Below are 23360 nucleotides of genomic sequence, written 5' to 3'. Positions count from 1 at the left end.
AATTCTGGGTTTTCTTACCAGATATAATATTGTAAAACCTTTTGGTCTTACATCACAAAATTATATGTAGTAAATACTTATAGCTCTGCATTATTGTTTTGTAGAGTTCCCTTTTTCTTTTTCTGCTTTTCCCAACCTATATTTTTTATAATGCTTTTTTACCTTTATATATATAACTCTATCTTGACTATTAGATTAAGAAAAATTAACAAGTAACGTAAGCATTATTTTAAATTTAATTGTTTGTTTGTTTTTTTATTGAGATCAAAAATAGCGGGTGATAACTCTAGGTAGTCCTACATATGTAACGAAGTATACAACATATGTAACTTTATTAGTAAACCGCTATTTATCAATAGAAAGCAAATATTCTGAAGGTGTTTTTTTATAAGCGTCTTTAAAGCATTTTATAAAATACGAAGGTGTATTAAACCCAACAGAATAAGCTACCTCGCTAATTGTAGCATCAGAATTTTTAAGAATTTCAATAGCTTGTTTTAATCGCTGAGAACGTATAAATGCTGAGGTAGATAGGCCCGTATATGCCATTAATTTTCGATGTAATTGCATACGGCTCATTCCAACTTTTTTACTAAAAGCTACTGCGTTAAAATCTGGGTTAGGAAAATCAGCATCAATAATTTTTTGCAACCTATTCAAGAAGACTTCGTCAGTAGATGTTAATGAAATATCTGTTGGCTTTAAAATGTACTCTTGACTATACCTATTTCGAAGTGCTTTTCGTGTATCAACAAGATTTGCGAGCCGTTTTTCTAAAATTCTAAGTTTAAAAGGTTTGGTGATAAAATCATCAGCACCAGATTCTAAACCTTTTAATTCATTTTCTTCACCTGTGTCTGCCGTTAGTAAAATAATTGGAATATGACTTGTGCGTTCATCGGTTTTTAAAAAGTTACACAGTTCGATGCCATTTTTTACCGGCATACGAATATCTGATAATACAATATCTGGCACATGCTCTAAGGATTTTTCAATACCATCTTGACCATTTGCTGCTTCGATTATTAGATATTTATGTTTTAATGATCTCGTAATAAAACTACGTACTTCATCATTATCTTCTACAACTAATAAAATTGGGTTTTCACTATCAGCTTTTTCATCAACCACAAGATCGATACTATCGATTAATTCTTTATTTATTTTAGATTTTCGCTTATTTATTAGCTCTATTTCACCGTTCTTAAACCGTTCTATATCTAATGGAAGTTCAACATTAAATGTTATAGCATCTTTACTGGTTTCTACATTGATATGGCCCTTATATAGTTTAACAAGCTCTTTAACCAACGATAGCCCAACACCAACACCTTCTTTATATTCATTTTGCTGATAAAATCTATCAAATAGTTTTTCGGTTTCTACTGTAAAACTATCATTTAAAGAATTTGTGACCTTGGTGATCAATACTTGATTTTCCCTCCTTACCCTTATAGTACACCAACCTTTTTCTGGAGTATATTTTATCGCATTAGACAATAAATTACTTATAATTTTCTCAATAGCATCTTCATCGTACCAAACATTGTTGATTTGATCTATTTCTGATTTAATATCAATATTTTTAGTTTGAGCCTTGTATTCAAAAGGTTCTACAATAGTTTTTAAAAACAGCCCTAAATCTCCCTTGGCAAACTTTAATTGTTGATTGCCTTTTTCAAGCTTGGCAAGCTGCAACAATTGATCTACAAGTGATGTCAATCGATTCGTATTTCTCTTAATGCCAGAAAAATTGGCGAGGTCATAGTCTGATAATCTACCTTCTGTAAGCTTAGCATCAATAGGTGCTGAAATTAGTGTTAATGGCGTTCTAAACTCATGTGCAACATCAGTATATAATTTAGACTTATAATCGTTTAATTGCTTTAATCGTTGAGCTTCTTTTTCTTGTAATTGCAAGTTCATTCTCATCTGCCAACGCCATTTAAAGTATCTATAAATTAGATACGCTGACAACATGAATAAAAGAACGTATAAAGCTTTTGCATAAAAATTAAAATACCATGGCGCTTTTATCGTAAAGTTAAAGGTTGCAGGAGTTTCATTCCATACGCCATCATAGTTACTCGATTTTACTTGAAATTTATAATCGCCAGGAGGAAGTCTGCTATATCTAACAGAATTGTTGTTTTGAGATAATACCCAATCATCATCATAATTATCTAGTCTGTATTGATACATATTCTTTTCTGGCAATGCATACTGCAGACTCGAAAAGGTGAATGAAACTGTGTTTTCATTATGCTTAAGTTTTAGATTTTGAGTGATTGGTCTGGTCTCATTAAGTACACCTAATGAAGTAATTGTAGTCTTTGGTACTATTGAATTCTCACCAATATTGTTTGGGCTAAACCAATAAAAGCCTTCCAAACCACCAAAATAGAGATCTCCATTAGAGTTTTTAAAGTAAGCCCCTGTATTAAATTCTGTCGCTAAACCTGCATAGTTGTTGTAATTTTTTATAAGCGGTTTTTTAAAAGTAGTATTAACTGAGAACCGAGTGATCCCTTTATTTGAACTCAACCATAAGTTGTTTTTGTCATCAGGTAATATCGCATACACAACATTGTTAGCTAAACCGTCTTCTTCAGTAAATACGTGGAATTTTTCATTCTTTATATCAAATGCATTAAGTCCTTTCCCGTTTGTCCCAATCCATAAAATATCATTTTGATCATAATACAAAGACTTTATGCCATTGCCTGAAATAGAATTTTCTTCTAAATGATGTTTGTATTTTTTAAACTCTTCTCTTTCTGGGTTGAATTTTATCAAACCTTTATCATCGGTTCCAACCCATAGGCTACCTTCAGAGTCTTCTGTTATTATACGTATGATATTACTGGAAATTTCTGTTTTATTGGTCGTATATTGTTTTACAATCCCTTTTGATTTATCAAACTGAATTAACCCTTCGTTTTGTGTACCAATCCATACTCTATCCTTAGTATCTTTAAATATTGTCCAGATTGTTTTAGCTTTAAGGTTTTCTGTCTTTATAAAACCATCTTTTTCGTTATAAAATATTAACCCGTCTCCTTGGGTTCCTATCCATAAATTATCACCATCCAGAAATAAACTCATTATTCTATTTGATGGTAATTGCGAATTAAATGTTGTAAATGTTTGCCAGCTATTTATTGCTGGTTCATAATGAGTTAAGCCTTTGCCTGAGGTGCCTATCCAAACGCTTTCATCATCAGCAACAGTTATAGCCCTGATCACATCAATACTTATGCTTTCTGGTGTTTGCAAATTGGTAAAAGAATTGAATTTTTCTAGAAATTCATCATAATAACTTAATCCTGCGCCGTCTGTTCCGAACCAAAGTGTACCGGTATAATCTTCGTGAATACATAGAACATCATTGTAGTGCAGTGCTCTAGGGTTATGCTTTTCAGCACTGAAATGCTGTATGTCTTTAGCTTTAAGATCGATCATATAAAGCCCATTTCCATAAGTAGCTATCCACAATCGCTTGTTAGAATCGATATGTAAATCAAGAATATTGAGATTATTAGGTAGTGGGCTATTAAATTCGACGTCAGAAAACCGATTTATTGTTGAACTACTAGTATTACGATAATACAACCCGTCACCAAAAGTGCCAATCCATTGTGTAGAGTTTTCTCCAACAAAAGAGACACTAAAATTCTGCTCAACTTTATTCCCATCAAAAGTTTGAGGGATAAAATCTTGGTATTCGAAGTTATTAATATTTACTTCTATTAGTTGCTGGTCAGTAGAAATAAGGAGTGTTTTATCATTTTGTTTTGCAATATTATATGTAGTAGTTAATTGATCAGAGGCTATAATCTGTCGAAGATTTGAAAATGTGCTATCAAATACTTGTAATCCATTTATATAAGTTCCAACCCAATAGTTATAATTTTCATCCTGATAAAGTGTACTCGCATCCGAAATACTTTCAATCTGTTCGAATTCATCCTTTAATTCATTGTACTTATATATATTCTTGTTCAAAGGAATGATAAAAACGCTTCCTTTTCTATCTACGTAAATCTTTCCTAAATGACTAAATGTTGGTCTCGTAATATCTATAAAATCAAAAGGATAGGTTTTGAAATTCTTACCATCATATTTGTTCAATCCATTCTGTGTAGCCATCCATAGATAACCTATACTATCTTGAGCTACAGACACCACACTATTTTGAGATAATCCATTTTTAACTGAAAGTTGTCGAAATGAAATCTGTGTTTGAGAAAAAGCAATTTGTGAACACCATAATAAAAGAGCTATCTGAAAAAGATAAAAGAACTTAATTATGTTTTTTCTGGTAAGCATGAGGGGTAGTTTGTATATTTATATAAGTTTGACTCTTATAAAAATACGAAATATGTGTTGAAGTGCTTTACTTACTATACCGCTCAGCTACTTTTTCTAATTCTGAGTACCAATCTTCACCGAATTTTCTGACTAATGCTTCTTTTACAAACTTGTAAATTGGTACTTGTAGTTCTTTACCTAATGTACATGCATCATCGCAAATTTGCCATTTGTGATAATTCACCGCCGCAAATTCAGAATAGTCTTGCACCCGAACCGGATATAAATGACATGAAATAGGCTTTTTCCAATCTATCTTTCCGTCATTATAAGCTTCTTCAATTCCGCATTTTGCGATGCCTTTGTCGTCATAATTTATATAGACACAACTATCGTCACTAGAGATTAAAGCAGTTTCATATTCGCCATTAACCGTTACAAATAATCCTTTATCTTCAATAGCATCTATACCTTCTTTCGTTAAATACGGTCTCACTTTTGGATATACATCCATTAAGATTTTGAGTTCTTCCTCCTCTAAAGGTGCTCCTGCTTCACCGTCAACACAGCACGTCCCCTTACAAGCAGATAAATTACATACAAACTCGTTTTCTATGATTTCTTCTGAAACAATGGTTTTACCTAGCTGAAACATGCTACAAAAGTAATTGATTTAGAACTGTTTTTTATGTAGTAACTTTACAATTATTTAATATGAATATAAACTTTTCATTGAATACATTTGCCAAAAATTTAAATCACTCATTATGAACTTTAATTTTAAGGAAATATTTACCGCTTTTATGGTATTATTTGCTGTGATCGATATTATTGGAAACATTCCCATCATTATAGATCTTCGTAAAAAAGCGGGGCATATACAGTCTGAAAAGGCATCCTTAATAGCTGGATTCATTATGATTATATTTTTGTTTTTAGGTCAAAGTTTATTGAGCCTAATCGGGATTGATGTAAACTCATTTGCCGTTGCTGGTGCTTTTATTTTATTCTTTATCGCCCTAGAAATGATCTTAGGAATTACCTTATATAAAGATGAGGAAGGTGGTGAAATTACTGCCTCTGTTTTTCCATTAGCATTTCCATTAATTGCGGGACCAGGTAGTTTAACCACATTATTATCACTTAGAGCAGAATTTCATATAGAAAACATAATTGTTGCCGTTCTAGCCAATGTACTGTTAATCTACATTGTACTAAAAACATCAGCTAAAATTGAACGATTAATCGGTCCTAACGGAATTAAAATCATCCGTAAAGTATTTGGTGTTATTTTATTAGCAATCGCAGTAAAATTATTTGCAGCAAACATAAAGGTTTTGTTTTAGTATGTATGACGTTTTAGTTATTGGAGGTGGAGCAGCTGGTATGTCTTGTGCCTTAGTCTTAGGGTCAGCAGGTCAAAAACCATTCGCATCAACTAAAAAAATAGGAATTATTGCACATCAAAGAGCTTCTCATCTGCAGACAGCCTTGTTTAACAATGTGTTAGGATTGGCGCCTAAAACTACAGGTGAAAGCATCCTTAAAAATGGTTTAAAGCAATTATCTGAATTGTATCCTCATGTTGATCAAATTTTAAACGAAAAAGTATTAGAGGTGAAAGGTGAAAATGGCGACTTTACCGTTGTAACAAATAAATCTACATATCAAACAAAAATAATTGTTATTGCAATTGGTTATACAAATGCATTCTATATTAAAGGACTTGAACATTACATCGAACCACATAAAAAAGCAAAGCCCGAAAAACAGCGAATTCAATTAAAAAATACAGATCATGTAATTACAGAAGGAATTTATGTAGCAGGTACTTTAGCGGGGTGGCGTAGTCAATTTTCTATAGCTTGTGGCAGTGGTTCTTCTGTTGCAACAGATATTCTAACTCAATGGAATAACGGAGAGCACATAAAAATTCATGATAAAATTAAGTAGGCTCTTGCTTAATAAGGAGCAGCAAAAGCATCAATGCTTTACATAATCCACTTGCTGCTCTAATTCCTTAATACGCTCTAACATTTTATCGTTCTGATTTAACATTAGGTAAAAAGCGCTATCATCAAATAAAAATTGAGCAAACAACGATTTTAGATAAATTTTAATGTAAGAAGTATCTCCAACTTCTCCGTTATAATCTTCTCTAATAATATCTAAATATTGATTTAAGATCTTTTCGTCTTTATCAAAATTCTGAATAAAGTCCGCTAATGATAGTTGCTCCAATTCTTTTCTATGTGTATCCACATAATTAAACACAAAACTGTTCATTGCAGAAAAATGAAAGGCTCCAAAATAAGCAGTAGTATCAATAGAGACGAATTCGTCTGGAATAATACCTCCGCCACCGTAGACTGTTTTACCTTTAGGTGTTACATATTTTAATGAGTCAACAACTTTAATACTGTCTGCGCTTTGCAATTCACCATTTAGATAACGTTCTTGAAAATCATCATTATAATATTCGTTTTTATCTTCGCCTTCGTATGGTTTTTGAATAGAACGACCTGTTGGTGTATAGTATCTAGAAACAGTTAAACGAACTGCAGAACCATCACCAAGATCCATTTCTTGCTGTACCAATCCTTTACCAAAAGAGCGACGCCCTACAATAATACCTTTATCATTATCTTGTAATGCTCCTGCAACAATTTCACTTGCTGATGCTGAATTTTCGTCGATCAATACATAGACTTTTCCGTTTTCAAAATCGCCTTTTTTAGTAGCGAATGACTTGTCAACTTTTCCTCCTTTGTTCTTCGTAAAAACAATTAGCTTATCATCTTCTAAAAATTCATCAACCATTTTTGTTGCTACGCCTAAGAATCCACCTTGATTTCCGCGTAAATCTAGCACCAAACTTTTCATGTTTTGTTCGATCAAAGCATCTAAATCTTTCTTGAACTCTTTATAAGTTGTAGCGGCAAATCGACTTACTTTAATATAACCCAAGCTATCATTAATCATATAATGAGCATTGACACTCTTAATAGGTATATTTCCCCTCTTAATAGTAACATCTAAGTGTTGATCTTCACTTTTTCTATAAACCTTTATGTTTACTTTAGTATTAGGTTTTCCTTTTAAAGTCCTTAACACGTAATCGTTATTAATTTGCTTCCCGTAAAGGGTGTCTTTCTCAGCAATTAAAATTCTATCGCCTGCTTTTAAACCTGCTTTATCACTAGGTCCATTAGGTATCACTTTTACTACCGTAATTGAATCTTTATGCATTCTAAACTGAACGCCTATACCAACAAACTCACCATTCATTTGTTCAGTAATCTGATCATGATCTGAAGCTGGAATATAAACTGAGTGAGGATCTAATTTGCCTAAAATCTGACGAATAGTGCCATCTAATAAACTATCTGTGTCAACTTTGTCTACATAGTCGTATTGAATATAATCTATAAGACGTTTTATTTTAGCTTCTTGAGGATTCCTATTAAAAAGCATTACAGTATTCTTTTTAGGATAATTTAAGGTGCTCCCTATAAAAATACCTAAAGCAACTGCTAAAGCTAAAAATAGTGGAATATATACTTTGTTTTTAGAACTCATTTTGATCTATATATACTAATTCTACACTTGCTTTTTGTAAAAATCGCAACCCTGAATCATCTTTATAAGCATCGGCATATACCATACGTTTGATGCCAGATTGATGAATCAACTTGCTACACTCTTTACAAGGTGACATGGTAATGTACAACGTTGCTCCTTTACAACTTTGTGTAGATGAGGCTACTTTTAAAATTGCATTTGCTTCAGCATGTAGCACATACCATTTGGTGTAATTATTTTCGTCTTCACAAACATTTTCGAAACCAGTTGGTGTGCCATTGTAACCATCTGAAATGATCATTTTATCTTTTACAATCAATGCACCTACTTGCTTACGTTTACAATACGATAACTTACCCCATTCTTTTGCCATCTTTAAATAGGCAATATCGTATTTACGTTGTTTCTCTTCCGTCATTTATTAATTAGCTGTTAGTCAAAATATAAACTCCGAAACTAACAGTTTATTTTATTATAACAAAGAACAAATAAAATTTGTTTAGCGGCTGTTAAAGTTTTTACAAAATTTGAAATCTTTCAACCAGTTTTATTAGTAAAAATTACATCTTGAGTTTGTTAAACAAATCCCATAGTACAACACCACAGCTCACAGAAATATTTAGTGAATGTTTGGTGCCAAATTGTGGAATTTCAACACAATAGTCAGAAGCTGAAACCACCTGCTGTTGTACTCCTTTTACTTCATTACCAAGAACAATTGCCAGTTTTTTGCCTTTAACAGGATAAAATTTATCTAACATAACGGCGTTATCGGCCTGTTCAATCGAAGCAATTAAAATGTTTTCTTTTTGAAGTTCTTTAATTAAAGTTAAGGTATCTTCAACGTATTCCCAGTCAACCGAATCTGTTGATCCTAAAGCTGTTTTATGGATGTCTTTATGTGGTGGTTTTGCAGTTATACCACACAGATAAATTTTTTCAATTAAAAAAGCATCACTACTTCTAAAAACAGAACCGATATTATTCAAACTTCTAATATTATCGAGTATAACAATCAGTGGAGTTTTATCCGCTTTTTTAAAATCATCATTAGATAATCTATCGAGTTCGCTATTTTTCAATTTTCGCATAAAAAATGCTAGGTTTACATTGTAATAATTAACTTCGCAAAACTAACCTAAAACTGTTAGAATTGGCAAAAACCAAAGAGAAAAAAGTTACCCCTTTAATGAAACAATACAATAGCATTAAGGCTAAATATCCTGATGCTATGTTGCTTTTTAGAGTAGGTGATTTTTATGAAACTTTTGGTGAAGATGCTACTAAAGCTGCACAAGTTTTAGGAATTGTTTTAACAAAACGTGGTGCTGGTAGCGAAACTGAAACTGCTTTAGCAGGATTTCCGCATCATTCGTTGAATACTTATCTACCAAAATTGGTAAAAGCTGGTATGCGTGTGGCGATTTGTGATCAGTTAGAAGACCCAAAGCTTACCAAGAAAATTGTAAAGCGCGGTGTAACTGAATTGGTTACGCCTGGTGTTGCTCTAAATGATGAAGTTTTACAATCGAAGACCAACAACTTTTTAGCTGCTATTCATTTTAGTAAAAGACAGATTGGAATTTCTTTTTTAGATGTTTCTACTGGTGAATTTTTAGTTGCAGAAGGTAACGACGAATACATTGATAAACTATTGCAAAACTTCAACCCCAGTGAAGTGTTAGTTCAAAAACAGCATAAAGTTAAATTCAATGACGTTTTTGGTGAACGATTTAATAATTTCTTTTTGGATGATTGGGTTTTTCAAGAAGATTATGCCAATGAAAGCTTAACCGATCATTTCAACATACAATCGCTAAAAGGTTTTGGTGTAGATGATCTACAGCATGGAATTATTGCCGGTGGAGCTATTCTATTTTACTTATCAGAAACACAACATAATAAGCTAGAGCATATTTCTTCGATTCATAGAATTGAAGAAGATCACTATGTGTGGATGGATCGCTTTACCATTCGCAACTTAGAGTTATATTATTCTTCAATTCCTGAAGCAGTAACGTTATTAGACGTGATTGATAGAACTATTTCGCCTATGGGCGGAAGACTATTAAAACGTTGGCTAGCTTTACCTCTAAAAAATTTAAAACAGATACAGAAGCGGCATGAGATCGTAAAATATCTCATTAACAATGATACTTTTTATCAAACTTCCACTTATCAGATAAAACAAATTAGTGATATAGAGCGATTAATCTCTAAGGTGGCTACAGGTAAAATAAGCCCTCGTGAAGTTGTTCTTTTAAAAGATTCATTAAAAGCTATTCTTCCCGTTAAAGAAGCTTCAGAAAAGAGTGACAATAAATCACTTAAGAATTTAGGTAAAAATCTTTTCACATGTCAGGAGTTAATTGATAAGATTACTAAAACTGTCTATGACAGCGCACCTGTGAATATCAATAAAGGAAATGCTATTGCTGATGGTGTTTCGAGCGAACTTGATGAGCTAAGGGCAATCGCCAATTCTGGAAAAGAATATCTAGATAGTATGTTAGCTCGAGAAACAGAGCGAACTAATATACCAAGCCTAAAGATTGCCTTTAATAATGTGTTTGGGTATTATATAGAAGTGCGTAATACGCATAAAGATAAAGTGCCTGAAGAGTGGATTCGTAAACAAACACTGGTAAGTGCAGAACGTTATATTACAGAAGAACTTAAAGAATATGAAACCAAAATTTTAGGTGCCGAAGAAAAGATCGGGCAGCTAGAACAGCAATTATTTACTGAGTTACTACATTTTATGTTAGGGTATATTCAGCAGGTACAGCAAAATGCTCAACAAATTGCCTTTTTAGACTGTTTGTGTTCTTTCGCTCAAATTGCAAAAGGCAATAATTATGTCTGCCCAACCATGGAGGATAGTACTGATCTCGAAATTAAGAATGGTCGCCATCCTGTAATAGAAAAACAGCTACCAATAGGCGAAGAGTATATTGCTAATGATGTGGTGTTGAATAGAAATCAGCAGCAGATCATTATGATTACCGGGCCAAATATGAGTGGTAAATCGGCTATTTTAAGACAAACAGCTTTGATCGTTTTACTGGCTCAGATGGGTAGTTATGTACCTGCTCAACAAGCTAGAATTGGTGTAGTCGATAAAATATTTACACGTGTTGGCGCTAGTGATAATATTTCTATGGGCGAGTCTACTTTTATGGTAGAAATGAATGAAACGGCTAATATTTTAAATAATATTTCTGAACGTAGTTTGGTCTTATTAGATGAAATTGGTCGAGGTACTTCAACCTACGATGGTATTTCTATTGCTTGGGCCATAGCAGAATATTTACATGAACACCCTAGTAGAGCGAAAACCTTATTTGCTACGCACTACCATGAATTAAATGATATGACAGAAACTTTTGAGCGTATCAAAAATTTTAATGTGTCCGTTAAAGAACTAAAAGATAATGTCATTTTCTTACGTAAACTAGTGCCTGGTGGTAGCGAACATAGTTTTGGTATTCATGTAGCTAAGTTGGCAGGTATGCCCACGTCTGTGTTGCATCGTGCTGAAAAAATGCTGAAAAAATTAGAAGAAAGCCATAGCTCTGAAGAAATAAAAGATAAACTAAAACAAGAAGCTGACAACGATTTACAGCTAAGCTTTTTTCAATTAGACGACCCTCTGTTAGAAGATATTAAAGAAGAAATTCTCACTACAAACATTGATGCTCTAACACCTATTGAAGCGTTAATGAAGTTGAATGAAATTAAGCGAATGTTGACTGGGAAGTAAATTTAACTACTCTCACTTAACCTTTTATACTATCTTTACCCCAAGTTTTAGACTATGCATTTTTTATTTATAAGCGGCGCCGAAATATTTGTGATCTTAGTGATCGTTCTTATGCTTTTTGGGGCAGATAAAATACCAACCATGGCTCGTGGTTTGGGTAAAGGCATGCGCCAACTAAAAGATGCCACTAACGAGATAAAACGCGAGATTACAGAAACCGCCGAAAAACAAGGTATCGATACCGAAATGACCAAAAACATAGAAGAGCAGATCAATACCATACAAGAAGATGTTGAAGAAATTACTGGGCCAATAAAACGCAATCTTTAATTGGAGGTTCTAGATAACATCATTACCAAAGACAAAGAGTTATTTGTATACCTCAACTCATTAGGTGTTGAGTCTTGGGATCAATTTTGGATGATCGTTACCAATCAATTTAGTTGGATTCCACTTTTTGCTTTACTCTTCTACTTAATTTTTAGAGCCTATGGCTGGAAAAAAGGATTAGTATTAGTTTTAATAACAGCTTTGTTGGTTACTTTTTCAGATCAGTTTGTCAATTTTATTAAAGATTATTATGGTCGATTACGCCCCAATAATGATCCAACAATCAATCAGGTCATTCGTATACTAAAGCGACCAAGTAGTTTTAGTTTTGTGTCTGGTCATTCAACCACGTCTTTTGCAGTAACCACTTTTATGATTCTTACTTTAAGAGGGTGTTATAAGCACCCTTATTTATTACTCATTTGGCCAATTTTATTTGCGTATAGTAGAATCTATGTAGGTGTTCACTTTCCCGTAGATATTTTTATTGGAATGTTACTTGGTATATTAGAAGGTGTTATTTTTTACAGAATAAGTCTGGCATTTTTAAAGAAGTTGCCAGAAAATAGAAAATCGTTCAGTTAATTATTTTACCCTACTTATTGTCAAGCCGTCACGTATCGGTAGCAATACTGTCTCAACTCTATCATCTTCTTTAAGTAATTTATTATAGGCAACAATTGCTTTGGTGTCTTCATCTTTTTCATCAACCTTTTCGATCACTTTACCGCTCCACAATACATTATCAGAGAGAATGATTCCACCGTTATTCATTTTGTCAATTACAGCATTAAAGTAATTTGTATAATTACTTTTATCTGCATCTATAAACACAATATCAAACGAGTCTTCAATGGTTGGAATAATTTCTAAAGCGTTTCCCAAATATTGTTTTATTTGATTTGCATATTCAGACTTGTCAAAATATTTTTTCTGAAAATCGAATAATTCTTCATTTATATCTATTGTATGAAGAATACCTTCTTTATGTAAGCCTTCAGCTAAGCATAATGCAGAATAACCAGTATACGTACCAATTTCTAATATAGATTTGGGTTGTACAAGTTTAGAAATCATAGCCAAAATTCGCCCTTGAAAATGACCACTCAACATACGAGGAGCCAATACTTTTTGCCACGTTTCTCTACTTAATTCTTGTAATAATTGCGGTTCGGCTTCTGTATGGGCCACAGCATAGTCATCTATATTTTGAGGTAAAAAATGCATGCTTTTCTTTTTTGTAAAGATAAAAAAAGCGACACTTGTTTGTGTCGCCTATTATCTATTTATTCTATTTCTTATTTGTCTGCTTGAGCTATTTTTTCTTTTAAAACTACCTTGTCTTTTTCGGTTAATTTATGCTCGCAATCATCCTTCTTAAGGTGCTTATTACAAGCCTCTGTCATTTTACCATTTTGTTTAGAATACAAACCACAAATTTTACATCTTAAAATATGCAGATTAAGCTGTATCAATTCCCAAAAAGAAGCTTCTTTATATTGATTTTTATTACAAATGGTTGTTGCTTCATCGCAACTTATAAATAATCCTTTACTCATTTCAAATTCTATTTAGCAAACCAATTACTTTCTAAACATTTACGCAATTGGTGTCTTGCTCGGTGGATAATTACCCACAAGTTAGACGGCGTGATGTCTAGCTCATTACATATTTCTTCGGTTTCGTATTGTTGTACATTCTTTAATAAAAAAACGATTCTATACTTATCTGGTAAATTAGCAACACATTTATCAATCGCTTTTTTTAGCTCTATGTTTTCAATATCCTTTTCTGCTTCATTATCCCACATTTTAGGCACTCGCTCTTCTATCCAGCTTCCTTTATTTTCACCATCGTCATAAAAGTTCATACGAACCTCAGCCTTTCCTTTTGCAGAATTAATCTTTCTATAATGATCAATTATTTTTCGCTTTAGTATAGAAATCAGCCATGTACGTTCTGCTGCTTGCCCCCTAAAGTTCTTCATTGCTTTTAAGCCTGACAAAAATGTTTCTTGTACTATATCTTTAGCCAACTCATCATTGTCTACTCTAGTAATGGTGTAGTTATATAGATAATCTGAGTGTAGGTCTACCCATTTATCAGGATTTAAAGTATGTAACGTGGTCGTTTCAGTCATAAAATGGTCAATTCTCGACAATTAGACGGTAAATATACAATCTTTTACACTGTGACTTAAATTATTTACCAATGTGAAATAAGGCGTCACCTCTGTTTATAATAGGAAAGTGATTTAGTGCAAAAATGTAGCCGTCAAAAGGAGCTTTTACACTAGTAACTGTTTCGCCATAGGTGTCAGTAATATATCCTAAAATCTGCCCTTTTTCAACCTTATCTCCATTCTTAATTCTACTATTAAAAAGACCTGCAATCTTAGCTCTAATCCATTTTCTATTTGTTAATTCTATAGATTGTGTTTTTTCTAGTTTATGTTCCCTTTCGGGAATCATTTCAAAATATTCTAGAATATTCAGGACGCCTTCCGTTCCTTTACGAATGGCAAATTTATCTAATCGTAATGCTTCACCTCCTTCAAAAACTATAATAGGAACATTGTGCTTATGCGCTTCTTTTCTAAATGATTTAGCAATCATATTTGAAGCAAATTGAAACGGTGCATTAAAGATGTTGGCTAGTTTTTCACTTTCTTCCGATCCTGGAGTGTAACGTATTTGAGGATAATTACTTCGTTGCGACCCTCCTGTATGAATATCTATACCAAAATCTATATTATTTGCTATTTCTTTCATATGAAAATAAGCAATTCTGCTTGCCAATGATCCTGTTTTACTACCAGGAAAACTACGATTCATATCCTTACCATGTAAGTCTCTAGATAAATTAAGAAATCCAAACACATTTAATAATGGTACTACAATAACACAACCTCTTTTTACTTTAAAAGTATCTTTAGAAAGCATTTTTCGAACAAGTTCAATGCCGTTAACTTCATCACCATGTAAGCCAGCTTGAATCAAAACTGTTGGACCTTCTTCCTTTCCGTTAAATACATAAATAGGAATTTCAATTGCTGTACCTGTTGGTAATCGATCTATTTCAACTTTTATGAGTTTATTTTCACCCAGAGCAACAACTTGCCCTCTAATTTCAACGGGTTCGTTTCTGAAGTTTTTTTCGAACATTAGTTTCTAAAAATTTAATAATATGTTCACCAATATTTACTTTGGTGTATGCTTCTACTCCTTGAAATCCAGGCGAAGCATTTACTTCTATTAATAGAGGGCCTCTTTTAGATCGAATCATATCTACTCCTGCAACAGGTATTCCTAAATACTTAGCCGCTCTTAATGCAATTTTAATTTCTTTCTCCATTATATCGGCTATTTCTCCTGTTCCACCACGATGAATATTAGATCTGAATTCTCCCATCTCGCCTTTTCGCTTCATTGCTGCTACCACTTTATTGCCAACGACTATTGCTCTAATATCTTCACCATTAGATTCTTCGATATATTCTTGCAGCATAAAACTGGCATTCATAGTATAAAAAGTATCAATAATTGATTTTGCAGATTTTTCAGTTTCAGCCAACACAACTCCCAATCCTTGCGTGCCTTCTTGTAATTTTATAATAATCGGAGGCCCTCCAAGTAATCCTATTTGTTCATTAATGTTTTTAGTGTTAGTAGAAAAAACCGTTTGAGGTATAGGTATGTTCTTTCTATTCATTATTTGCAGTGTACGCGCTTTATTCTGTGCTCTTAAAATTCCTAAAGAACGAGCTGTACTAAACACGCCATTCATTTCAAACTCCTTTACAATTGCTGCGCCATGACGTGTTACTGAAGCCCCAATTCTTGGTATAATGACATCTGCTTTATCTATAATATTTTCACCTTCAAAAATTATCCGTGGTCTACCTTTACCCAGTTGAATCGAGCATTTAGTATGATTAATTACACGGACACTATGACCGCGTTCTTCAGCCTCATCAACCAAGCGTTTAGTAGAGTAGATATTCTCTCCTACAGAAAGTATAAAAATCTTCATTTTTATCTTAAAACAGTATCTATTTCAATTTTGTTTTCTAGCGTTCTATGAACTGGGCATCTATTCGCTATTTCTAATAATCTTTTTCGTTCTTCATAAGTAAGATTTCCTACAAGTTCAATGGTTCTTACAAACTTATCGATTTTTGCTGTTCTATCATCACTACATGAATTACAATCTTCTGCGTGCTGCTTAAAGTGCTCTAAGTGAACCAAAACTTCATCAAGATCCCATTTTTTTCGATCGGCGTACATTCGTAATGTAATAGCCGTGCATGATCCCAATGAAGATAGTAACAACTCATAAGGGGTTAATCCAGCATCTTGACCACCATAATTCTTAGGCTCATCTGCTATAATAGAATGTGAACGTGCTGCAATTTCTGTTCTGTAAGGGCTGCGACCAATTCTAACTACCGTTTGCTTGTCTGTTTCTAATTCTTTACTTTCTTTAAAGGTGACGTAACGTTTTGCCCAACTGGCAACTATTTCGCCAACATAAAAAGAATTATCCTTATTTGTAAGTAAATGATTTGCTCCATCTAAAGAAATAAAGCTTTTAGGGTGAAATGCCGCACTATATATTTCTTTAGCATTTTCTATACCTACGGTAGTATCTTGAGGAGAATGTAAAACCAATAATGGTTTTCTTAATTTTCGCAAAAGCTTCGTCATGTTTTTAGATTCAATATCGTCTAAAAACTGTTTTTTTATAGTGAATTGCCTCCCTGCGATTTCAAAAGTTGCCTCACCATCTTGGGTTATATCTTCTATATGGTCTTCAAATAAATGCTCAACATGAGATGGATTTGACGGAGCTCCAATAGTAACAACAGCCTCAATAGAATCAATGGCGTCTGCTGCATAAATTCCTGCCGCTCCGCCCAATGAATGCCCAATGATAATTTTTGGAGATTGATAGTTGCCCTTCAAATATTCTGCAGCCGAAATAAGATCGTCAATATTGGTTGTAAAATTAGAATCTGCAAAATTTCCTTCACTATTGCCCAATCCAGCAAAATCAAAACGCATTACTGCAATTCTATTTTTAGTTAAAGCTCTAGAAATATTTCTTACTGCAGTAAAGTTTCTGTTTCCTGTAAAAAAGTGAGCAAACAGTGCAAAACCTCGTGGTTTTTGATCTATGGGAAAATCGATACTTCCTTCTAATAATAATCCTTGCTTATTTTTAAACTGAATTTTTTTGCTATACATAGTTTATTTGTTTGGCGTTTAGTCGAAAAAATCGTTCAGATTTACTTTTCTAAAAAATTTGCATTTTAAAGTTACCGTTTTAAAATCATTCTAAATAAGAAAAAATGGCTTATTTCGTTTTTAAGACCTAAGCCTATGTATTACATTTGCATAACATAATTAAACTAACTCAAAATGAGCGGATTTTTTAAATCTTCGATAGGAAGAAAAGTTGCCATGGCACTTTCGGCTTTCTTCCTTATGATATTCTTACTTCAACATTTTGCAATTAATATTTTATCAGTTTTTAGCGCAGATGCATTTAATGAAGTTTCCCATTTTATGGGAACCAATTGGGCAGTTCAATATTTATTACAACCTGTTTTAATCTTTGGTGTAGTATTTCACTTTGTAATGGGTTTCATTTTAGAACTTAAAAACAAAAAAGCTCAAGGTGTTGCTTATGCTAAAAATAATGGTGCGGCGAACTCATCTTGGATGAGCAGAAATATGATTTGGAGTGGTGTTGCGATCTTAGCATTTATAATTTTACACTTTATTGATTTTTGGTTTCCAGAGATCAATACAAAATTTATTCAGGGTGATTGGACTGGTTTACATAATGGTGAATTTAGATATTATCATGAGTTACAACATAAATTTGAAAGCCATATAAGAGTGATTGCTTATGTAATTGCTTTTGTATTCTTAGCACTGCACTTGCTACATGGCTTTACTTCAGTTTTTCAATCTATGGGAGCAACTGAAGGAAGAAAGAAAACATTACAAAATATAGGTAAAGCATATGCAATATTAATTCCATTAGGATTTATTTTTATTGCATTATACCATCATTTTAAACACGTATTATCATAACATATGGCAACTTTAGATTCAAAAGTACCTAAGGGTTCAATTAAAGATAAGTGGACGGATTATAAAAATCATATTGACTTAGTAAATCCTGCTAACAAACGTCTTATTGATATTATCGTTGTTGGTACTGGTTTAGCTGGTGGTTCAGCAGCCGCTACATTAGCCGAACTTGGTTATAATGTAAAAGCATTTTGTTATCAAGACTCTCCTCGTAGAGCACACTCTATTGCCGCTCAAGGCGGAATAAATGCTGCCAAGAATTATCAAGGAGATGGTGATTCTACTTATCGTTTATTCTACGATACAGTAAAAGGTGGTGATTATCGCTCTCGCGAAGCTAACGTACATCGTTTAGCAGAAGTTTCCGGAAACATTATAGATCAATGTGTAGCGCAAGGTGTTCCTTTTGCACGTGATTATGGAGGGTTATTAGACAACCGTTCATTTGGAGGTGTATTAGTTTCAAGAACTTTTTACGCTAAAGGACAAACTGGTCAACAATTACTACTTGGAGCTTATTCTGCAATGAATCGTCAAATAGCACGTGGTAAAATACAAATGTACAATCGTCATGAAATGCTAGATGTTGTTAAAGTTGATGGAAAAGCAAGAGGGATTATTGCTCGAAATTTAATTACTGGTGAAATTGAACGTCATTCTGCACACGCTGTTGTAATAGCTTCTGGTGGTTATGGCAATGTATATTTCTTATCAACTAATGCTATGGGTTCTAATGCAACTGCTGCATGGAAAATTCATAAAAAAGGAGCATATTTTGCTAATCCTTGTTATACGCAAATTCACCCAACATGTATTCCTCGCTCGGGTGATTATCAGTCTAAATTGACTTTGATGTCTGAGTCACTCCGTAATGACGGACGTATTTGGGTACCTAAAAATATGGATGATGTAATGGCCATCCGAGAAGGTCGTAAAAAACCTACAGATTTGTCTGAAGAAGAAAGAGATTATTATCTTGAACGTCGTTATCCTGCTTTCGGAAATTTAGTTCCTCGTGACGTGGCATCTCGTGCTGCAAAAGAGCGTTGTGACGCTGGTTATGGGGTAAATGCAACTGGTGAAGCTGTTTATTTAGATTTTAAATCTGCTATTACTCGTTACGGAAAAGAGCAAGCAAAAATTCAAGGAATCGATAATCCATCCGATACTAAAATATATGAATTAGGTCAAGCAATTGTTGAAGCCAAATATGGAAACTTGTTCCAGATGTATGAAAAGATTGTAGATGACAATCCATACGAGACACCAATGATGATTTATCCCGCAACGCATTATACTATGGGTGGTGTTTGGGTAGATTATAATTTAATGACTACAGTTGATGGATTGTATTGTATTGGTGAAGCAAACTTCTCAGATCATGGTGCAAATAGACTAGGAGCTTCTGCTTTAATGCAAGGCTTAGCTGATGGTTATTTTGTATTACCATATACCATTGGTGATTATTTATCTGATGATATCCGTACTGGACCAATTTCAACAGATTCTAAGGAATTTGAAGAAGCTGAAAAAGAAGTTAAAGATCGTATTGATTTCTTTATTAATAATAAAGGTGAGCATTCTGTAGATTATTACCACAAAAAATTAGGAAAAATTATGTGGGAAAAATGCGGAATGGCTCGTAATGAACAAGGTCTAAAAGAAGCAATGACGGAAATTAAAGAGTTGCGTGAAGATTTCTGGAAAAATGTAACTGTGCCTGGTTCTGCAAATGAAATGAATCCAGAATTAGAAAAAGCTGGTCGTGTTGCCGACTTTTTAGAATTAGGTGAATTGTTTGCTAAAGATGCGTTGAATAGAAATGAATCATGTGGTGGGCACTTCCGTGAAGAATCTGTCGAGTTAGATGGCCCTCAAAAAGGTGAAGCGAAACGTGATGATAAAAACTTTGCTTACGTTGCTGCTTGGGAGTACAAAGGTGAGCCTGCTGATGCGGTATTGCATAAAGAAGAATTAGAGTTTAATGATATCGAATTAAAACAACGTTCATATAAATAATAAAGACATTATGAATTTAACATTGAAAATTTGGAGACAAAAGAATGCTACCACCAAAGGTAAAATGGTAGATTATAAAGTAACTGATATTTCAGAACATATGTCTTTTTTAGAAATGATGGATGTTTTGAATGAACAACTTATCAATGCTGGCGAGGAGCCTGTTGCTTTCGATCATGATTGTCGAGAAGGTATTTGCGGTATGTGTTCTATGTACATTAATGGTGAAGCTCATGGGCCAGACCGTGGAGTTACAACGTGTCAATTGCATATGCGCATGTTTAAAGATGGTGATACTATTACAATAGAGCCTTTTAGAGCGGCAGCATTTCCTGTAATAAAAGATTTGGTTGTAGATAGAATGGCTTTCGAACGTATTCAACAAGCTGGAGGTTATATTTCTGTAAATACTTCGGGTAATACTCAAGATGCTAACGCATTGCCTATTTCTAAACATGCTGCTGATGAAGCTATGGATGCTGCAACTTGTATCGGTTGTGGTGCTTGTGTAGCAACATGTAAAAATTCATCTGCGATGTTATTTGTAGGAGCTAAAGTTTCGCAATACGCACTGTTGCCTCAAGGACAAGTAGAAGCCGCGGATAGGGTTAGAAATATGGTTGCTCAAATGGATTTAGAAGGGTTTGGTAACTGTACTAACACAGGTGCTTGCGAAATTGAATGTCCAAAAGGAATTTCTCTAGAGAATATTGCTCGTATGAATAGAGAGTTGATGAAAGCTTCAATCAAATAGATTCACTAAATATTTTCAAATTAAAATCCCAAGTTTAAGCTTGGGATTTTTTGTTAGTTTTATGCTATGAATAATCACTCTAAACTTCCAAATATAGGTACTACTATTTTTACAGTAATGAGTTCTTTGGCAGCAAAACATAATGCCATTAATTTATCACAAGGGTTTCCAAATTTTAAAAGTGACATAAAGCTTATTGAGCTAGTAAATCAAGCCATGAATGATGGTTATAATCAATATGCGCCTATGCCAGGAGTTTTAGCCTTACGTAAAGCCATTGCTAATAAGTTTGATCTTTTATATAATTCATCATATCACCCAGAATCAGAGATAACAATTACTTCTGGAGCTACACAAGCTATTTTTACAGCTATTTCTGCCTTTATTCGGCAAGATGATGAGGTTATTGTGTTTAGCCCTGCTTATGATTGTTATGAGCCTGCTATTGAGCTTAATGGCGGCAGTACAGTTTCTATACAATTAGAAGCACCCAATTATAGCGTGAACTGGAACGAGGTTAAACAAAAAGTTAATGATAAGACTAAAATGATTATCATTAATACGCCTCAAAATCCGAGTGGGACAATTTTCTCTTGCGAGGATATTAGATCTCTTGAAAAAATAACTGATGGAACAGGTATAATTGTTTTAAGTGATGAAGTCTATGAACATATAATTTTTGATGGTGAAAAACATCAATCTGTTTGCCTTTTTCCTAATCTAAAATCTCGAAGCATAATAACTGCTTCTTTTGGAAAAACATTTCATAATACAGGTTGGAAGTTAGGATATTGCTGTGCTCCAAAAGCATTAATGGAAGAATTTAGAAAAGTACATCAGTTTAATGTGTTTTCAACAAATCATCCAATGCAAATTGCTTTAGCAGATTATCTAAAAAAGCCTAACAATTATCTAGGTCTTTCTGAGTTTTATCAACAAAAAAGGGATTTGTTTTTAGATCTGATTAAAGGCTCTCGTTTTAATTTTACTCCGGTGAAAGGAACTTACTTTCAATCATTAAGTTATTCTAATATTAGTGATGAATCTGATATAAATTTCGCGAGGCGGTTAACAATTGAAAACAAAATAGCCTCTATTCCATTATCAGTATTTAATAACAATGGTTTAGATCAAAAGATGCTTCGCTTTTGTTTTGCGAAGACCGATGATACCTTAAAAAAAGCAGCAGAAATTTTAAACGCAATTTAAGATGCAAGAAGAGTTAAAAGTAGCATTGATACAAACCATTTTACTTTGGGAAGATGTAAATCTAAATCGAATAAATTTTGAGAAAAAGATTAATGCCATTTCTGAAAAAGTTGATCTAGTTATATTACCAGAAATGTTCTCTACAGGCTTTACAATGAACCCAGAGAGAGTTGCGGAAACTATGAATGGAAAAACAGTAAGTTGGTTACAAAATCTTGCAATAGAAAATGATATAGCCATAACCGGCAGCATCGTCATTAAAGAAAATGATAACTATTATAATCGTTTGTTATTTGTCCATTCAAATGGAATAATAGAAACTTACGACAAACGACATACTTTTACATTAGCTGGAGAGGATAAAGTTTATACAGCTGGTACAGAAAAATTAATAGTGAAATATAAAGGTTGGCAAATTTGCCCCCTTGTATGTTATGATCTGCGTTTTCCTGTTTGGTCAAGAAATATTGAAAATTATGATCTTTTAATTTATGTTGCTAACTGGCCAAAACCAAGGATTACAGCCTGGGATTCATTGTTAAAGGCTCGAGCAATCGAAAACATGAGCTACTGTATTGGTGTAAATAGAGTTGGCTTAGATAATAATGAATATGAATATTCGGGACATTCGGCTGTCTTTGATGTTTTAGGAGTCAAAGTTTCTAATATTAAACCAAGTACAGAACAAACAGAAATTGTGACTTTAAATAAAAGTCATATCAAAAAGTATCGAAATAAACTTATGTTTTTAAAAGATAGAGATTCTTTTACTATAGATTAAGCCATTGTTGCCAAGGTAATCGAATTAACATCATTAAAAGTCCTAATCCATAAAAAATAGCTATTGTTTTAAATTTACCATTATCAGTTGTTTGCTTTTTATGTTTAGACCACCCTATCGTTATTAAAACTATAGCAAATAACATCATTAAAGGGTGCTCGACTGCTAACAAACGTACTTCAGAATTCTTCATGGTATCACCCATACCTGTATCTTTTAAAGTCTTATACCATGGACTCATAAAATACCATCCTAAACCAAGCAATAATTGAATATGAGTTACAATCAGTGCAAACAACGAAATGCGCAAATCTTTGTCTTTAAATTCTCTTTTAGATGTAAACCCCATAATAGCATTTATAACTGCTAAAATCAATATTATAAATACAATATAAGCCCAGTAAGAGTGTAACATTTTCATCATGATAAAAACGATTTAGAATAGAAACAAATGTACTAATTTTTGGAAATAAAAAAACCCCGCAATGCGGGGTTAATTGTTATTTAGTC

The 23360-nt window shown here is 33.3% G+C and carries 22 protein-coding genes; 10 read left to right on the top strand and 12 right to left on the bottom strand.

What is annotated here, in order from left to right:
- Positions 1-345: 345 nt before the first annotated feature.
- Both AC1EUV_RS04075 and AC1EUV_RS04070 read right to left on the bottom strand, forming a co-directional pair.
- Positions 346-4329, bottom strand: coding sequence for a hybrid sensor histidine kinase/response regulator transcription factor (locus AC1EUV_RS04075; protein ID WP_480197389.1), 3984 nt, complete (start codon positions 4327-4329; stop codon positions 346-348).
- A gap of 67 nt (positions 4330-4396) precedes the next feature.
- Positions 4397-4966, bottom strand: a complete 570-nt coding sequence (locus AC1EUV_RS04070) for a DUF3109 family protein (protein ID WP_480197388.1) — start codon at positions 4964-4966, stop codon at positions 4397-4399.
- A 112-nt stretch (positions 4967-5078) separates the two neighbouring features.
- Between AC1EUV_RS04070 and AC1EUV_RS04065 the strand changes: the two genes are divergently transcribed.
- Complete coding sequence (locus AC1EUV_RS04065) at positions 5079-5657, top strand: MarC family protein (RefSeq protein WP_480197387.1); 579 nt, start codon at positions 5079-5081, stop codon at positions 5655-5657.
- A gap of 1 nt (position 5658) precedes the next feature.
- On the top strand, positions 5659-6264 hold the full coding sequence (locus AC1EUV_RS04060) for an FAD-dependent oxidoreductase (RefSeq protein ID WP_480197386.1): 606 nt from the start codon (positions 5659-5661) through the stop codon (positions 6262-6264).
- Positions 6265-6294: 30 nt separating this feature from the next.
- Here AC1EUV_RS04060 and AC1EUV_RS04055 read toward each other — a convergent pair whose 3' ends face one another.
- The 3 genes from AC1EUV_RS04055 to AC1EUV_RS04045 all read right to left on the bottom strand — a co-directional run bounded on the left by AC1EUV_RS04055 (position 6295) and on the right by AC1EUV_RS04045 (position 8984).
- Positions 6295-7890, bottom strand: a complete 1596-nt coding sequence (locus tag AC1EUV_RS04055) for a S41 family peptidase (protein WP_480197385.1) — start codon at positions 7888-7890, stop codon at positions 6295-6297.
- Positions 7880-8311, bottom strand: a complete 432-nt coding sequence (locus tag AC1EUV_RS04050; protein ID WP_480197384.1) for a deoxycytidylate deaminase — start codon at positions 8309-8311, stop codon at positions 7880-7882. Before AC1EUV_RS04050 ends, AC1EUV_RS04055 begins: the two co-directional genes overlap by 11 nt.
- Before the next feature lie 142 nt (positions 8312-8453).
- Complete coding sequence (locus AC1EUV_RS04045) at positions 8454-8984, bottom strand: RNA methyltransferase (protein WP_480197383.1); 531 nt, start codon at positions 8982-8984, stop codon at positions 8454-8456.
- A 62-nt stretch (positions 8985-9046) separates the two neighbouring features.
- On the opposite strand from AC1EUV_RS04045, the gene mutS reads away from it, so the two are divergent.
- From mutS to AC1EUV_RS04030, 3 genes are read left to right on the top strand one after another with little or no spacing between them, the layout of a single operon-like run.
- Positions 9047-11656, top strand: a complete 2610-nt coding sequence (gene mutS, locus AC1EUV_RS04040; RefSeq protein ID WP_480197382.1) for a DNA mismatch repair protein MutS — start codon at positions 9047-9049, stop codon at positions 11654-11656.
- 54 nt (positions 11657-11710) lie between these two features.
- Positions 11711-11986, top strand: coding sequence for a Sec-independent protein translocase subunit TatA/TatB (locus tag AC1EUV_RS04035; RefSeq protein WP_480197381.1), 276 nt, complete (start codon positions 11711-11713; stop codon positions 11984-11986).
- A complete protein-coding gene (locus AC1EUV_RS04030) occupies positions 11987-12571 on the top strand; it encodes a phosphatase PAP2 family protein (protein WP_480197380.1) in 585 nt (194 codons plus the stop codon).
- On the opposite strand, the gene AC1EUV_RS04025 is transcribed toward AC1EUV_RS04030, so the two are convergent.
- The 6 genes from AC1EUV_RS04025 to AC1EUV_RS04000 form a co-directional block, all read right to left on the bottom strand.
- The gene (locus AC1EUV_RS04025) at positions 12572-13213 is read right to left on the bottom strand and encodes an O-methyltransferase (RefSeq protein ID WP_480197379.1); all 642 of its coding nucleotides are present in this window, start codon (positions 13211-13213) and stop codon (positions 12572-12574) included.
- A 71-nt stretch (positions 13214-13284) separates the two neighbouring features.
- Positions 13285-13545: a hypothetical protein gene (locus AC1EUV_RS04020; RefSeq protein ID WP_480197378.1), complete on the bottom strand. Its 261-nt coding sequence runs from the start codon at positions 13543-13545 to the stop codon at positions 13285-13287.
- Between the two features lie 8 nt (positions 13546-13553).
- Positions 13554-14126 (bottom strand): sigma-70 family RNA polymerase sigma factor, encoded by a 573-nt coding sequence (locus AC1EUV_RS04015; protein ID WP_480197377.1) that lies wholly within the window; start codon positions 14124-14126, stop codon positions 13554-13556.
- A 61-nt stretch (positions 14127-14187) separates the two neighbouring features.
- Complete coding sequence (locus tag AC1EUV_RS04010; protein WP_480197376.1) at positions 14188-15150, bottom strand: succinylglutamate desuccinylase/aspartoacylase family protein; 963 nt, start codon at positions 15148-15150, stop codon at positions 14188-14190.
- Complete coding sequence (locus AC1EUV_RS04005) at positions 15116-16018, bottom strand: RimK family alpha-L-glutamate ligase (protein WP_480197375.1); 903 nt, start codon at positions 16016-16018, stop codon at positions 15116-15118. The genes AC1EUV_RS04010 and AC1EUV_RS04005 overlap by 35 nt, the downstream gene beginning before the upstream one ends.
- Before the next feature lie 2 nt (positions 16019-16020).
- Positions 16021-17232 carry a bifunctional alpha/beta hydrolase/OsmC family protein gene (locus tag AC1EUV_RS04000; RefSeq protein ID WP_480197374.1) on the bottom strand — a complete coding sequence of 404 codons (1212 nt, stop codon included), beginning with the start codon at positions 17230-17232 and terminating at the stop codon, positions 16021-16023.
- Positions 17233-17406: 174 nt separating this feature from the next.
- Between AC1EUV_RS04000 and AC1EUV_RS03995 the strand changes: the two genes are divergently transcribed.
- From AC1EUV_RS03995 to AC1EUV_RS03975, 5 genes are all read left to right on the top strand, one after another.
- Positions 17407-18087, top strand: coding sequence for a succinate dehydrogenase cytochrome b subunit (locus AC1EUV_RS03995; RefSeq protein WP_480197373.1), 681 nt, complete (start codon positions 17407-17409; stop codon positions 18085-18087).
- Between the two features lie 3 nt (positions 18088-18090).
- Entirely contained in the window at positions 18091-20106 is a 2016-nt protein-coding gene (locus AC1EUV_RS03990) for a fumarate reductase/succinate dehydrogenase flavoprotein subunit (protein WP_480197372.1), read from the top strand.
- Between the two features lie 10 nt (positions 20107-20116).
- Positions 20117-20860 carry a succinate dehydrogenase/fumarate reductase iron-sulfur subunit gene (locus tag AC1EUV_RS03985; RefSeq protein ID WP_480197371.1) on the top strand — a complete coding sequence of 248 codons (744 nt, stop codon included), beginning with the start codon at positions 20117-20119 and terminating at the stop codon, positions 20858-20860.
- A 66-nt stretch (positions 20861-20926) separates the two neighbouring features.
- Entirely contained in the window at positions 20927-22069 is a 1143-nt protein-coding gene (locus tag AC1EUV_RS03980; protein WP_480197370.1) for a methionine aminotransferase, read from the top strand.
- A 1-nt stretch (position 22070) separates the two neighbouring features.
- Positions 22071-22850, top strand: coding sequence for an amidohydrolase (locus AC1EUV_RS03975; RefSeq protein ID WP_480197369.1), 780 nt, complete (start codon positions 22071-22073; stop codon positions 22848-22850).
- Here AC1EUV_RS03975 and AC1EUV_RS03970 read toward each other — a convergent pair.
- Complete coding sequence (locus AC1EUV_RS03970) at positions 22840-23271, bottom strand: hypothetical protein (RefSeq protein ID WP_480197545.1); 432 nt, start codon at positions 23269-23271, stop codon at positions 22840-22842. The two genes, AC1EUV_RS03975 and AC1EUV_RS03970, sit on opposite strands and share 11 nt — an antisense overlap.
- Between the last annotated feature and the right edge of the window lie 89 nt (positions 23272-23360).

The organism is Maritimimonas sp. 2304DJ26-3, assembly GCF_056591635.1.
The sequence above is the reverse complement of the archived record's forward strand: the minus strand, read 5'-3'. Positions and strand labels throughout refer to the sequence as shown.

Excerpts from the sequence above, each read along its gene's own strand:
- AC1EUV_RS04075 (WP_480197389.1), bottom strand. The coding sequence starts at position 4,329 with ATGCTTACCAGAAAAAACATAATTAAGTTCTTTTATCTTTTTCAGATA.
- AC1EUV_RS04070 (WP_480197388.1), bottom strand. The coding sequence starts at position 4,966 with ATGTTTCAGCTAGGTAAAACCATTGTTTCAGAAGAAATCATAGAAAAC.
- AC1EUV_RS04065 (WP_480197387.1), top strand. The coding sequence starts at position 5,079 with ATGAACTTTAATTTTAAGGAAATATTTACCGCTTTTATGGTATTATTT.
- AC1EUV_RS04060 (WP_480197386.1), top strand. The coding sequence starts at position 5,659 with ATGTATGACGTTTTAGTTATTGGAGGTGGAGCAGCTGGTATGTCTTGT.
- AC1EUV_RS04055 (WP_480197385.1), bottom strand. The coding sequence starts at position 7,890 with ATGAGTTCTAAAAACAAAGTATATATTCCACTATTTTTAGCTTTAGCA.
- AC1EUV_RS04050 (WP_480197384.1), bottom strand. The coding sequence starts at position 8,311 with ATGACGGAAGAGAAACAACGTAAATACGATATTGCCTATTTAAAGATG.
- AC1EUV_RS04045 (WP_480197383.1), bottom strand. The coding sequence starts at position 8,984 with ATGCGAAAATTGAAAAATAGCGAACTCGATAGATTATCTAATGATGAT.
- AC1EUV_RS04035 (WP_480197381.1), top strand. The coding sequence starts at position 11,711 with ATGCATTTTTTATTTATAAGCGGCGCCGAAATATTTGTGATCTTAGTG.
- AC1EUV_RS04025 (WP_480197379.1), bottom strand. The coding sequence starts at position 13,213 with ATGCATTTTTTACCTCAAAATATAGATGACTATGCTGTGGCCCATACA.
- AC1EUV_RS04020 (WP_480197378.1), bottom strand. The coding sequence starts at position 13,545 with ATGAGTAAAGGATTATTTATAAGTTGCGATGAAGCAACAACCATTTGT.
- AC1EUV_RS04015 (WP_480197377.1), bottom strand. The coding sequence starts at position 14,126 with ATGACTGAAACGACCACGTTACATACTTTAAATCCTGATAAATGGGTA.
- AC1EUV_RS04010 (WP_480197376.1), bottom strand. The coding sequence starts at position 15,150 with ATGTTCGAAAAAAACTTCAGAAACGAACCCGTTGAAATTAGAGGGCAA.
- AC1EUV_RS04005 (WP_480197375.1), bottom strand. The coding sequence starts at position 16,018 with ATGAAGATTTTTATACTTTCTGTAGGAGAGAATATCTACTCTACTAAA.
- AC1EUV_RS04000 (WP_480197374.1), bottom strand. The coding sequence starts at position 17,232 with ATGTATAGCAAAAAAATTCAGTTTAAAAATAAGCAAGGATTATTATTA.
- AC1EUV_RS03995 (WP_480197373.1), top strand. The coding sequence starts at position 17,407 with ATGAGCGGATTTTTTAAATCTTCGATAGGAAGAAAAGTTGCCATGGCA.
- AC1EUV_RS03990 (WP_480197372.1), top strand. The coding sequence starts at position 18,091 with ATGGCAACTTTAGATTCAAAAGTACCTAAGGGTTCAATTAAAGATAAG.
- AC1EUV_RS03985 (WP_480197371.1), top strand. The coding sequence starts at position 20,117 with ATGAATTTAACATTGAAAATTTGGAGACAAAAGAATGCTACCACCAAA.
- AC1EUV_RS03980 (WP_480197370.1), top strand. The coding sequence starts at position 20,927 with ATGAATAATCACTCTAAACTTCCAAATATAGGTACTACTATTTTTACA.
- AC1EUV_RS03975 (WP_480197369.1), top strand. The coding sequence starts at position 22,071 with ATGCAAGAAGAGTTAAAAGTAGCATTGATACAAACCATTTTACTTTGG.
- AC1EUV_RS03970 (WP_480197545.1), bottom strand. The coding sequence starts at position 23,271 with ATGAAAATGTTACACTCTTACTGGGCTTATATTGTATTTATAATATTG.